The sequence below is a fragment of the Borrelia hispanica CRI genome (assembly GCF_000500065.1).
GTDB lineage: Bacteria > Spirochaetota > Spirochaetia > Borreliales > Borreliaceae > Borrelia > Borrelia hispanica.
This window is the reverse complement of the sequence record NZ_AYOU01000159.1, coordinates 74,271-87,935: the sequence shown is the minus strand read 5'-3', so window position 1 is coordinate 87,935 and position 13,665 is coordinate 74,271. Positions and strand designations below refer to the sequence as shown.

The window sequence follows — 13,665 nt, the reverse complement described above, 5'->3', positions numbered from 1 at the left end:
CATTAAAACTTGATGTCATTAAAAATAGTAATGAATGGATTTTACAGCCTAAAGAAAAAGAAAATTGGGAAATAGATTTAAGTATAAATGATAGCTTTGTTAAAAATATACCTCCTGATTATGTTTATAAGATAAAATCTTATCACTTAGAAAGTAAAATACATGAAGAAATGGTCGACTCGTATTTCACTCTGCCCGATATTCCTAGACCCATGCGTAATATACGCAAGGATGAAAAAGGACAAGTTGATCAATTTATAGAAGACAATTTAGAGTTTTTTATTAAAGAAATATATAAATATTCAAAAGATTTTTCTAAAATTGAAAATGGAATAAAAGAATTAAGAATTCTATCACAATATGAACAAGTAATACCTTTCGATGAAATTATTAATAACAATTATTTTCATATATATGCTGCCTTTTATAACATGTATTTTCTTTATACTAATCCTAAAGTGCTCATTGTAGGTAATAAAAACCATAAAATGAAAGATAATTCTGGAACATTTTACAATAATGCTATTGTTTTAAATATCGATAAAAAATTTTATCATCAAAGATTAAAGATTAGTCAAGAACCTCTCTTAGAGCAAGTACCAGTTGAACCTGTTACCTTTAACAATGATATTATTAATAAATGTGAATCATGCAAATTGTATCTTTCTGATGATGATTTATCTGAAATACACCAATATTTATTTAAACAAAATATCTACCAAGAAATAAACAATGCAAAAAAGAATCAACATATCATTGATTCTCTTGTTAAAGAACAAGCAAATTCTCTATTAAGACAAATGAAAGCTATTATTGAAAAAATTTGTAAGGATGATATTGAAAAAATGTTTTTGACAATAAAAATTAATGGGGCATATGAACAATCAACAAATGTTGCTGGACTTGAATATCAACTAAAAAATAATAAAATACTTCACAATCCAATTATAAATACATCATATGAAGCAGACACATTTGGTGGACTAGGATATGTTGATGTCTACCCTATAATTTATAATATATATATGACTAAAAAAACTCCTAGTATAATATTTCTTATACCGCAAAGATATTATATGGAAAATGTACGTCAGATTTGGTATGCAGTATCGATTGACAGATCTACTCCCAAATGGACTTTACATCGCACCAAAAATCCTTATGCTAATTATTGATACCTATTTATAACCAGCAATGCAACTTATCAACTATTGCCTTTCTCTTTTCAATTAGAACACTATTTTTAACTATCACATCACTAAAGTTGTAAATATTAAATTATTAATTTATAATGTATACTCTATTAAAGAGTCATTAATTTATGACTTAATTACTTGTGTACCCTTAACATTGCATGGTATACATATTAGTAATACTTATTGAATAAAAAGGAGATATTTTAGGTATGAAGAGCTTTTATATTAAATTCTGTTTGTTAGTTATTCTTATAATAAGTTGCTCCCAAGCTACCCAAGAAAATTTAGCATGGAAGAAGGCATTTGGTACACAACGTACACAACAATCAACAAACAACACTTATAGAGATTTAAAAAGCAAACAGGATAAATTACACAAGCTAAGAAAAGGAACAAGGAATACAACAGAAAAAATAAAAGAAAAACCATTAGAATTAGAAAGAAAAGAACAAAAAGCACAACAACTAGAATCAGAACTAGAATCAGCAAGAAAAACACAAGAAGAAACAAGAGAAACAAAATTACAAAAAGAAAAAGAACAAGAAACACAACGATTAAAATCAGAACTAGAATCAGAACTAGAATTAGCAAAAAAAACACAAGAAGAAATAAGGGTAGCAAAAGCACAAGAAGCAGAACAAAAAATAAAAAAACAATTAGAATTAGAGGAACAAATAGTAGAAAGGGGAATAATAGCAATAGAAGAAAAAATAGAAGAACTAAAATCAAAATTATTAAAAACTAAAGAAGAAGAAGCATTAGCAGAAGAGGCATTTGATAAGGCATATGATAAATTAGAAGAAGCAGAAAAGACAGAAAACGAAGAAGAGAAAATACGAGCACAACAAGAAGAAGAACTAGCATCATTAAAATACGAAGATCTGGAATATGCAAGATATACAATAGAGCAAGAATTAGAAGATACAGAAAAAACATTAAAAAGTGAACAAGCAAAACTATCATATGCACAATCAGGAATATCACAAGACGAAATAAAGGAAAAAGAGACAATTTTGAATGAACTTTTTCAATTAACTTCACAAATTAATGGTGATGATAACCCAAACAACAGTATCACGAACTCTAATATGCATGAAAAGTTTCCTGCCTCCTATGGTCATGGGCTGGGAATACCTTTAGTTTCATTCTCCATTTTAAAAGAAGGAGATCGCCGTTTCTTTACTAAATATTTCAACAACAAAGCTATTGCTGCTGCTTTTAAATATAATAAAGATAGGATATATCCAATATTATTGGGTGTAACTAGAATATATAATGCTTATAAAAAATTAAAGGAAAAAGGCTATGGTACTAAGGAGGATGAAAATTATAAAAAAATGAAAGAATATGCAAATGTTACTACTAATTTCCTATATAACATAAATTCAATGATACCAAACCTTAATGGTTATCAAAATGTGTTATATGATATAAATCGCAATATTCACAAAGTAAAAATAAATGCAACAACAGAAGAACTTTCAAATATAAAGGATAAGTTTGAGCAATATATACAAAAATTACTTGAAACAGCAAATGAAATACATATACGTGTAAATTCTGTGAGATTTCAACAGGTTAATGTATTACCAGAAACAGAAGAATATTATAAAGTCTTTAAGAGTATCAATGATGATGATGACCTTCAACAAGAAATTAAGACTACAAATAATTATTTTGGTGAATGTATGGCATATGCTAGGTCAATAATGCAAAGAGTAATCCCTCAAGAAAATTAGACTACAGAAATGCTATAAATATTTTTTACAAAAATAGCATGTAACTGGTAAATTATGAAAAAGTATAAAAGTACAAATTCTTTTGTACTTTTATACTTTTATATTAAATAGTATCTATAAAAACCAAAACATCTATTATCAAAAATCAAATTAATTAAATTCTATTAAAAAAGCAATCGGTACTCGATTATTCGATATTAATATCATAAATTAAAAAATAATACTTAATTTATGATATTAATTAATTGTGATATATAATTTTCTATTGTAAATTATTGATAGTTTTAATTTGTAATTAAGGAGGTAATCTTTTATTTCATTTTAATTAATTTAGATGGTGAGATAATTTATGACATATAGATGGCATAAAGTATAAGCAATGTTTGTCTAATTTTAAGTATTGGGTAATGAAATTAGGTCTTTATAGAAAAAGGAGGAATTAATTTTGAAAAACATGTTGATAAAGATATTAGTATTATTATTAATGGGACTGTTTGGAAGCTGTCATTTAAAAGGATTAGTGGATATAAGTACCGAAGAAGATGGAGAAGATATAAAATTTAAAATTCGCTTTAAAGAAAGTAATGGATTTGATCAAAATTCAAATAATAACGAAGAACTTACAAATTTGTTAGTTAACAAATTTGGATTGTCAAAACAACAAATAAAAGCAATTCAACATTTACGCAGAATAGTCATTGATTTTGATAAAGAAGATAAATATACTAATGATGAATTTTATCAATTTATAGACTGTATTAAAGGATTAGAGCTAAAAGATCTTGCTGACAATATTTTATGTATTATTAATGAAATAGAAGAAGTGATTAAATTTATTGGGGCTGTAAAAAATGACAAGAAAAAACAAGAATTGTATCTAGACTTTAAACAGCTAGAAGATGATTATATGTCAATAATAAGGGATTCTTATAGTAGACCTGTAATTAATAGAGCTGAAATTATAAAGATTTACAATCTAATTCAAAAAAATAAGTTTGAGATATTTAAATACCAACGTATAAGAGCGGTAGATTTTGCATCTACAAGAGAGAATAAAGAACTTATACGATATCTAAAAGAAATTATTGATAATGCTCAGCCTGCTGAGGAAACTGCTCAAATAAATAAAGATAGACATTTTATTCGGCTTATATTCAAAATAAGTGAATCCTCTTATCTGAATGAAGAGTTTTTAACATCTTTTAGTAAAAAGATTTCAGAACTTCTTAAAATAATAAATTCGGTTATGTTAGTAATCAATAATGAACAAGATCCAAATAAGAAACAAGAGATGGAAACCACATTTAATGAAGTTAAGGAACAATATGAGTCTGATATAGTAAACGTATATATGAATCCTGCTAATATGAACGAGCGCCCAGACTGGTCACAATTTCTGGGACTACAAGAGCGTATTTTTTTATATAAAAACTCTTTTAACAGCATTATTACTTCTTCATAATTGATGTTTTAAATAATTAAGTCGATACATTAAAGCTGAATGCTGATGTATCTGACTTTTTTATTTTTTTTATTATAAAAATTTATCACTTATGCTTTTGACAAAATTAATCGATATTATTAATCAGCTATATGTTCAATTGACTCAAGCAGTTCTTCGTGTTAAATGATAAATGCAGAAATATTATTATTTTTAACTCATTTTTTTAGTTACATATTCAATTGATTTGCGTATTTCTTCAAGTTGAATAATAAGTTTAGCAATACTATTATCGATATCATTAATATCAAGCATGTCCATTGAGGAAAAATATTGTTTTTTGGTTTTTCTATATATCTTTAATACCTCGCCTATATCCTCCATGCGTTTATCAAGAACTTGTACACCTTTAGTATTGTATAAGTACCAATTATCATATTCTTGTATATCTCCAAAACTCCCAGCCACATCTTCCATTGTGCGTATAAGATGTATTACTTTGGATGGATCTTTCCTTTTAAGAACTTTAAGAAAGTTATATGTTTTTGCAAATAAAGATTCATATTCTTTTCCAAAATAACCATCTGGTGGATAACATTTAGTAGTATTAAAAATAACTTCACAATAAACCCTAAAATCTGCCTCAGCATATATATCACGTGCGGGAGTATATATTCCTTCAGGTAGAGATTTAACATATTCGATTTCTTTTATAAATTCTGGATCACTTTTTAATCCATTTAATTTATTTTCCCATTCTGTAACTATTGGTAATTTTATTTTTACTTTATCTTGTGCAAATAGATGAATTAAAGATGTAATATATAAAACAATCAATAAAGATATTTTAAGACTTCCCATTCCAATTTTATTGTATTTTATATACTGATTTATTACAATAGCTTAAAGAATAAATGCCTCGCATATATAATACATAAATTTTTAATTTAAAAGCCCACAAATTTACTGTAGGCCCAAATACAATTGCAATATATAATTAAAATATTTAATATATAACGTATCACATAAGTAGCTTTTATATTAATAAGTATGATTATAAAAATCACTTCTCTTTTTTTAATTTACTAACATTATCCTCAATTTGACTACTTAAACTTTTAAGCTCATTATTAATCACACAAATTCGATTAGTACTACATGCAAAACCAGTAGAACCTAATGCTAAAGTGGTAATTGGTCTTAAAGTATCTTCAATACTATTTAGAGCATCAATACCAAATATTGCTGCTGAATTTATTATATTTTGAAGTAATCTTACAAGCTCTTCTCTAAGTTCAAGCATATGCTCTAAGGAAACCCTAATATCATTAATAATTTCTGTATTTGAACTACTCTTAATCATAATTAAATTAGCATCACTTAAAATATAACCTCTTCTAGCCAAAACACTATCGATACTACTTGCAATATCCCATAACCCTACAAACAAATCCGAAACAACCGACTTTAAATTCTTATCAAAAGAACCTGACAAATTTGTTACTACTGTATTTAAGTTATTTAAAGTCCCAATATCTCGCTTTAAGACAGAATAAATACCATATTTAACCCTTTTAATAGTGGAATTCCATTGAAATATGCTATCAAACTGTGTCTCATCAAATCCTACAGGTGTATAAATATAAGAATCTCTAAGTTTCACAAAACTTACCTGTAATGCAGAATAAGGATCCAAAGTATTCAAGCTATTTTTTTCATTCAAATTATCAAACGAATCTAAATCACCATTTAACAAAAAATCATTATTATTTGTTATCTTTCCCAATGGACATTTTAAAATTACAATACTAAGCACTAATATCATCACACATATAAAATACTTCCATTTCACTAACATTTCCCCCTTTATATTTTTGAATTACAATATTTGCTAAGCACCATCATACTACTTAAAATAATATATTTTCATATTCATTATAGTATAATACTAAAACTATATTGCAATAATACAATATAGTTTTTTTTACAAATTTATATGGAATATAGTATTGGTAATAATTTTCAATATCTATCTAAAGTCAAAAATAAAAGAGCACTATTAATAGCAAGCTTACACACTATAAGCTTGCTATTAATTTTTATTAATTTATTTTATATATTATTTAACAAATTTAAATCCAAAAGGATTTACAAATAATACATAAAGATTATAACCATAAATATATCTCACGTATCAATTGGTCAACCTTACGACCAAGCTTAACTCGCAACACATTTAAATCATTTTTAACAGCACAAATTCTAGTATTACATTGTTGATTAGAATTTAAAGGCATGAGACTAATAATTGTTTGTACCCTTTGTAAAATATCATTTTTATCTTTTGATTTTGCCACATCATTAATGACATCTTGTACTAACTTTGTCATTTCTTCCCATTTTGCACAAAACTCATCTAACCCATTTTTAAGAAAATTCAAACCTGCAATATCTTTACTAATTGCCAGTTTAGATAAATTATAATTACTAAAGTCACCCCAATGCTCATTTATAAGTTTACTAATAATATGCTCTGAAATATCTTTTAATTTAGAAATTAAAGCATGAGACTCATTTTCAGATAAATACTCTTCCAAAACCTTATCTGGATGACTATTAACCACGATCTTTTGTAAATTATGCAAAGTTTTAATATCACCTTTTAAAATCGCATAAACATTATTTTTAAAAGGTAAACTATACTCAAAATTAAATTCACTCTCAATATCACTTAACATATAATCATTAAATCCCTCAGGTCTATAATCATACAAAGCTTTAACCCTCTCAAAGCTTGTCTTAAAACCATCATAAGATTCCTCTTCCAGTGTTTTTATTTTTTCATCATGCCCATCGCCCTTATCATCCACAACCACAACACCTTGATCAACTACATTATTTTGAACACCACCACCTGGCAAATCTTTTCCTAATTTAGCCCCACCTCCTTGATTATCTAATTCAGAATTAATTGTCCTTAGAGATCTATCTTTAGAAACATCTCTTTTATTTCCAGTATTATCAATTTTCCCTCCACCTTGCTTACAACACAATATTAACAAAACAAATACAAATGACACCATATAAATTCGCTGCATAAATCAATATCCTCCTTTGTGTCTTTACACCATCAACCTTTAAAAATTAGAAAATATCTCTATATCCTAATGTAATACATTCTACCCCACTATTACAAAACAACACATAAATCATTAATAATTTTAATTAAATTTTATTAATTAAAATTATAATCTAATATATCTAATACAAAAGTCTGCCTTAAATGCAGACTAATTAATAAATTAACACATATAATCATTACAACTATTACAATAGCAAATTATTCCTCGGATTTTAATTTATAAACTTGAGTCTCAACTTGTTCGATTAAACCTAAAATCTCATCTTTAAGCAAACGTATTGGATCATTTTTATAATTATCAGAACGCACAGATAAATTAACAATAGGAGACAAGTGTTTAATAAGTTCGTCTTTGTGATGAAATATTGATGCTTGCACAATTTGATCTTTAATAAGCCCTACTAACCGATTCCACTTTAAACATATAGAATCTAAATTACTAACAAGCTCTTTAAGACCCAACGCATCTTTACTAGACTGAAGTGCAACTAAATTAGATTTATCAAAAATAGAACCATTCTCATTTATAATCCTAAAGATAAGAGACATCGAAAGATGTTGCAAAACATTAAGCAAATCACGAAAATAAGTATAACTACCATCCCAAACTAAAAATAAATATATGAGCATTAAATCCAGTTTACTTAAAATCTCCATATCGCCTTGAATAACAGCATAAATATTATCCTTATATAATTCACTATAACTAGCATCTAACTTACGTTCAATATTATTTAATATATTCTCATCAAACATTCTAGGCCTATAATAATACAAGGTCTTAAGCTCTTCAATTTTTGCCTGCAACATAGCATAATTTTTCTTCAATATTTCTGTTTCTTCTTCTACTTGAACCAACTCTTCTTCTTTATTAACATCCTTATCTTGTGAAGGATTCTCAACATTTTTGTCTAAAACATCACTACCCAATGAATCACCCACATCGGGCTTTGAATTTGGCTTATTTGAATCTGTTGTTCTTACCTGACTTACGATGAAATGGCCACTTGGAGTTAAGCCAACTTCTACATCCAAGTTTAACTTTTTATTTTCAAAATCATCCACTGAAAATTTTGATTGAACATTTTTTATAGTTTCCGATGAGATTGACTCAGGTCTAGCCTTAACTATACCCGAATGCAATACATGGTTAGGACCATGAGTCTCATCTCCCCAATGTTTACAACATAATATCAATACATTAAGTAAAAATATTAACCTATACATTCGTTGCATTAATACCCTCCTTTTTTTATATCATAATTATCACATAAGCATTAAAAACATATTTATGAGATATCGATCTCAATAAACTCTATATCAATTAGAATTAAATAACATACAATTATTAATTTATTTAATTAATAATTTACTTACCAAGAATATTATTTAATAAAAACTTTCTATCTCATATCAAATTATTCCCAAGTTTTACTATCCAAAACTCTTTAAAAATAATAACTACTACCAAATAAAAAACATAAGTCTGCATTTAAATGCAAACTTATTTACAAGTTATTTATAAATTATTTACAAACAAGCAGATACAATAACTATAAAATTATATTAAATTTTCAGTGGTGTCTCCTAGTTAATTCATAAACCTTATCTCTAAGAGAAGAACGCAAATTTATCAACTCATCCTTAAGAATACGTGTTTCTACTTCTTTAAAATTCTCAGGAGTATCATATATATCAGAAATTAACGACAAGTGTTCTACAATAAAAACTACAGAATCAAGCTTGGATGCTTCAATAATTCGATCTTGAATTATCTTTAACAACGCACTCCACTTTTTATGCACAACATTTAAAGTATCTGTCATAACATCAATACACTCAAAATCTTGACTATTCTTCAATCTACTTAAATTCTCATCACTAAATATCTCACCCTTCTCATCTATAATTTTAAAGATAAGACCCCCAAGATTGCCTAAAATTCTAAAAAAATAACTAGGATAATTATATTTCAAACCCCAAAATCCAATTGAATACCTCATTATAATTTCTAATCTACTTAAAGTATGCATATCGCCCTTTAATGCAGCATAAACATTATTTTTAGAAGCCCTACCATAATGCATATTTACATCACTCATAATCTTATCAAGTGTATATTCGCTAAATTTATCAGATCTGTAGTAATACAATGCTTTAAGATTGTCAATACTTGTCTTTAATGCATCATAAGCTTCCTCAAATGTCCTTTGTTTTTGTTGTGTATGATCAGATCCCTTATCTTCATCAACAACATCAGGTGTCCTCTCCCCACTACTTGGCATATTAGGTGAACCATTACTTGACACACTAGGTGGTAGGGCTAAAGTATTTGCATCATCAACATTTTCTGTTCCTCTTGATGCCGATAAATCACCCACTGGTTTTATGTTAATTGACAGATCTACACCTAACTTATTATGTCGTAAATCACCTGTACCTGAAGTCTTTGTTTCTTCCAAGTGAGCATTATTTAAAACAGTCGATGGCATTGCTCCATAAATCTTCCTATCCCTATTCATTAACTGACCATTACTAATATCACCTCTATCCTGCCTACAACATAATATAAATACACTAAGCACAAATATTATTCTATACATTTGATGCATTAAAATCCTCCTTTTTCTATTTACATCATAATTTCCATATAAGCACCAAAAAAATATTGATGACATATAAACCCACTACATTCTACACCCATTATCATCAAATAACATGAAATTATTAATTTATTTAATTAAAAATTTATTGATTAAGGAAATTGCTCTATAAAACATAATTTTAAACAAATTAATTATCTTTATCTTGTCTATATAAATCCTATTTTTTCATTCATAAATAAAACTAAGCCTGCTCTTAAGCAGGCCCAGAGAATATTTATACGTCTACTTGCACTCTTTTAAACGAATACAAGTCCTCAATAAACAAATATTATTATCACTATTATCAATTTGATTTCAAAAGCCCAAGCCTTAGTTTTCTAACTTGCTCTTCAATCTGACAGTACAAATCTATCAACTCATTTTTAATTGAACATAATTGACTACTAGATTTTTGGTCACCTCTTAGAGTATCTAAATCAATAATAGGTTGTAAAGTTTGAATAACATCCTCTTGGGTTGCAAACCTTGCTGCATTGTTAATTATATTTTGAAGCAACTTTACTATTTCCCTCCACTTTTCTCGAATATCATCCATCTTATTTCCAAGATTATTAATACCATCTACATCCTGACTATCTTGCAGTAGAACTAAATTATCCTTACTCAAAATAGCACCTGTTTCATTCATAATCGTAAAAATAGAGCGCCCTACAATACCACACAACTTAATAAGCAAAGGTCTAGAATTAAGTGCAACATTATATGCATCCTCAGACCCTTTTGTAAGCATTACTATTTTTTCTAAGTTATTAAGAGAAATAATATCTCCATTTAAACTTTCATAAACACTATCCTTAAAACCTTGTCTTTCATCAACACCAAATTTTTTCCTTATGCTATCAAATAAAGACACATTAAAATTCTTAGGTCTACGATTATAAAATCTTTTAAGTTTGTCATAACTTCGCTTAAATTTGGCATAAGCCCTTTTTGGGGTTTGGGGCATTCTTTTAGTTCGAGTATTAACTCTCTCTATAACTTCCACTTGGGCATCTGATGTTAAACCTGAATTACCTGATTTCACTTTAACATCTGGCGTAATTGTTGGAAATGAACGTCTTTTTCGCATTCCATATTTATCAGGAGTTATAACTCTATCTTGACCACAAGATAACACGCATAAACTAAACAATAAGATTATAACGCGAATTCTCTGCATTAATATCCTCCTTTTGTGCTTCAAATTACACAATAATATATAATGTAATTTCAACTTCTATGCTTATAACACTATAAAACATACTAATAAACTACATAGAATGACATACATTTTACACCCACTATAAAGAAATAACATAAAAACTATTAATTATTTCAAATAAATTTAATTAATTTAATTTGTTACTAAGCAGATTAAAACTTTGATGTTGTCTATTTATCGGAATATATTATTTTAAAAACTTTATCTTTAATTCTTGTTCGCAAATTTATCAAATCATTTTTCAGTTGACACATTTTAATGCCAATTCCTAAAACATCAGCTCCATAAGTAGCACACCCTTGTTCATATATATAATTTAACTTAATAATTGGTCCTAATCCCTCGATAATAAGATCCTTAGCATCAAGTTTTGCTACATCATTAATAACATATTTTATCAACTTCACAATATCCTTAAATTTATTATACATATCACCCAGCATAACAGAAATTTCATTCAAGTTTTCCACATTTCCCATAGATTTAATTTTTGCCAAATTAGCAACACTGAAAATTTCATCTCCATTATATTCAACTATCACTGCATAAATAGTACGCCAAAAAATCTTCCTTAATTTATCAATCAAAGGTTCAGCATTTTTTTCATAAAAATAATCAGATTTGTTTTCAACAGAAAACAGTACTATTTTTTTTAACTTATTAATAATATTAACATCCCAATTTAATATAGCATAAAGACTATCCTTCAAAGCTTGCATTTCCTCAACCCCAAAAGCCTCTTCAAAATCATCAAAAAAAGATATATTAAATCCTGCAGGCCTCTTATATAAAGCTTTAAGTTTTTCAAGATTTACCTCAAGTGCCTCATAAGCTTGACTAGGAGTTAATACAATTTTTTTCCTATCCACATCATTCTCAACAAACAAGGCTTTACCTACATCAAAACCATTTTCTTTGCGTAGTTTAACACCTGTTACAACTGGTGATATAACTTGATTTGCTTTGATTTTACTTTTTCTTACAACCAAACTACTAACATTATCACTACTCCCTTGTCTGCAAGATAATACTAATACAAACGAAAAAATTACCACACATATTTGTTGCATCAATATCCTCCTTTTATTTATTAAAAAACAATTTTTATGAATAAAATTTTATCAAAAATCAATGCATAAATACATTCTACATGCATTCCCATAAAATTAAACTTATTACACAATAATTTATGTAAATATTTAAATTCAATTTCGGTTGAATTTAAATTTACCACTATTTTTTAAGCCAATTAAGTTGACAATAATAACAAAATATATTATTAAAATAAAATATTAATATACTAAAAATTTATTATAATAATACAACGTTAATATATAACTGCTATCAATTCATTACTTTTAACTTCAATTTGATAACGCAAATTTCTCAAATCATTTTTAAGTTCACAAATTTTATAATTATCTTTACAAAATTGATTCTTATCTATAAAATCTATATCTCTAATTTTTCTCAATTGCAATAAAATTTCTTCTCTAAAGAAATCATTATAATTTTGAACATCACTATAAAAAAACTTTGATAAATTATTAATGAAATCCTTTAATAAAGTTGAAAACTCTACCCATTTTAAATGCATATCATTTAACATATTCTTAATCTCATTTATACCCGTTATATCTCGACTATATTTCAGCTTATTCAATTTATAATTTCCAAAAACATCATTTTGCTCTAAAATCGCAGAAAAGGTGTTTATTACTAAAGTATATATACCTAAGATCAACAACACACTATCACTTAAAATATGATTTTTACTATCTCTATTAACAAAAATAACATCAGGACCTTTCACAGCATTAAAAAGGAAATAATTTTTTTTTAAAATAGCATAAATCAAATCAATATGAAATTGCCTATTAGTAATATTAAATTCAATTTTAAAATCATTAAGAAAAGGAATATTTAAAATTTCAAAGCTACAATGATATAAGGATTTAAGTTTATTAAAGCTATTTTCTAATTCAGCATAAGCTTGTTCTAATCTAAAATCATTTAACGATTTTGATACGCCTGTAACTACTCCCCCTTCTACATTTGCAATACTAGTTACCGATTGAGCACAAGAAAATGATAATATATTAAGTGCAAATATTATCGCACATACTATCATTTATTTCTCCTTTATTTTAGACATACAATAAATTTTTACATTACAAATCTAATATCACATACTAATAAAACACATCTTACTATATATGTAAACTATTTAGTATGTTAATTATACTCAATACATAAATGTAATGTATATTTTTTTATACA

Annotated in this window: 11 protein-coding genes; 3 read left to right on the top strand and 8 right to left on the bottom strand. The window is 26.8% G+C overall.

Annotation, left to right across the window (positions count from 1 at the left end; translation table 11 throughout):
• From U880_RS11235 to U880_RS0106790, 3 genes are all read left to right on the top strand, one after another.
• Positions 1 to 1,175: hypothetical protein (locus U880_RS11235; protein ID WP_024655307.1), on the top strand; the 1,175-nt coding region annotated here is incomplete at its 5' end.
• A 230-nt stretch (positions 1,176 to 1,405) separates the two neighbouring features.
• Positions 1,406 to 2,935 (top strand): coiled-coil domain-containing protein, encoded by a 1,530-nt coding sequence (locus tag U880_RS11885; protein WP_235048038.1) that lies wholly within the window; start codon positions 1,406 to 1,408, stop codon positions 2,933 to 2,935.
• A 454-nt stretch (positions 2,936 to 3,389) separates the two neighbouring features.
• Entirely contained in the window at positions 3,390 to 4,397 is a 1,008-nt protein-coding gene (locus U880_RS0106790) for a BTA121 domain-containing protein surface lipoprotein (RefSeq protein WP_235048041.1), read from the top strand.
• Positions 4,398 to 4,589: 192 nt separating this feature from the next.
• On the opposite strand, the gene U880_RS0106785 is transcribed toward U880_RS0106790, so the two are convergent.
• The 8 genes from U880_RS0106785 to U880_RS0106750 all read right to left on the bottom strand — a co-directional run bounded on the left by U880_RS0106785 (position 4,590) and on the right by U880_RS0106750 (position 13,516).
• On the bottom strand, positions 4,590 to 5,237 hold the full coding sequence (locus U880_RS0106785; RefSeq protein ID WP_024655304.1) for a hypothetical protein: 648 nt from the start codon (positions 5,235 to 5,237) through the stop codon (positions 4,590 to 4,592).
• Positions 5,238 to 5,439: 202 nt separating this feature from the next.
• Positions 5,440 to 6,234, bottom strand: a complete 795-nt coding sequence (locus tag U880_RS0106780; RefSeq protein ID WP_024655303.1) for a hypothetical protein — start codon at positions 6,232 to 6,234, stop codon at positions 5,440 to 5,442.
• Between the two features lie 310 nt (positions 6,235 to 6,544).
• Positions 6,545 to 7,474: a hypothetical protein gene (locus U880_RS0106775; protein ID WP_024655302.1), complete on the bottom strand. Its 930-nt coding sequence runs from the start codon at positions 7,472 to 7,474 to the stop codon at positions 6,545 to 6,547.
• 242 nt (positions 7,475 to 7,716) lie between these two features.
• Positions 7,717 to 8,754, bottom strand: coding sequence for a hypothetical protein (locus tag U880_RS0106770; RefSeq protein WP_024655301.1), 1,038 nt, complete (start codon positions 8,752 to 8,754; stop codon positions 7,717 to 7,719).
• 338 nt (positions 8,755 to 9,092) lie between these two features.
• Positions 9,093 to 10,130, bottom strand: coding sequence for a hypothetical protein (locus tag U880_RS0106765; RefSeq protein ID WP_024655300.1), 1,038 nt, complete (start codon positions 10,128 to 10,130; stop codon positions 9,093 to 9,095).
• Positions 10,131 to 10,467: 337 nt separating this feature from the next.
• Positions 10,468 to 11,343, bottom strand: coding sequence for a hypothetical protein (locus U880_RS0106760; protein ID WP_235048037.1), 876 nt, complete (start codon positions 11,341 to 11,343; stop codon positions 10,468 to 10,470).
• 212 nt (positions 11,344 to 11,555) lie between these two features.
• Positions 11,556 to 12,455: a hypothetical protein gene (locus tag U880_RS0106755; protein WP_024655298.1), complete on the bottom strand. Its 900-nt coding sequence runs from the start codon at positions 12,453 to 12,455 to the stop codon at positions 11,556 to 11,558.
• A 257-nt stretch (positions 12,456 to 12,712) separates the two neighbouring features.
• Complete coding sequence (locus U880_RS0106750; RefSeq protein WP_024655297.1) at positions 12,713 to 13,516, bottom strand: hypothetical protein; 804 nt, start codon at positions 13,514 to 13,516, stop codon at positions 12,713 to 12,715.
• Positions 13,517 to 13,665: the final 149 nt, after the last annotated feature.

Coding starts and splice junctions, on each gene's coding strand:
- U880_RS11885 (WP_235048038.1), top strand. CDS start 1,406: ATGAAGAGCTTTTATATTAAATTCTGTTTGTTAGTTATTCTTATAATA.
- U880_RS0106790 (WP_235048041.1), top strand. CDS start 3,390: ATGTTGATAAAGATATTAGTATTATTATTAATGGGACTGTTTGGAAGC.
- U880_RS0106785 (WP_024655304.1), bottom strand. CDS start 5,237: ATGGGAAGTCTTAAAATATCTTTATTGATTGTTTTATATATTACATCT.
- U880_RS0106780 (WP_024655303.1), bottom strand. CDS start 6,234: ATGTTAGTGAAATGGAAGTATTTTATATGTGTGATGATATTAGTGCTT.
- U880_RS0106775 (WP_024655302.1), bottom strand. CDS start 7,474: ATGCAGCGAATTTATATGGTGTCATTTGTATTTGTTTTGTTAATATTG.
- U880_RS0106770 (WP_024655301.1), bottom strand. CDS start 8,754: ATGCAACGAATGTATAGGTTAATATTTTTACTTAATGTATTGATATTA.
- U880_RS0106765 (WP_024655300.1), bottom strand. CDS start 10,130: ATGCATCAAATGTATAGAATAATATTTGTGCTTAGTGTATTTATATTA.
- U880_RS0106760 (WP_235048037.1), bottom strand. CDS start 11,343: ATGCAGAGAATTCGCGTTATAATCTTATTGTTTAGTTTATGCGTGTTA.
- U880_RS0106755 (WP_024655298.1), bottom strand. CDS start 12,455: ATGCAACAAATATGTGTGGTAATTTTTTCGTTTGTATTAGTATTATCT.
- U880_RS0106750 (WP_024655297.1), bottom strand. CDS start 13,516: ATGATAGTATGTGCGATAATATTTGCACTTAATATATTATCATTTTCT.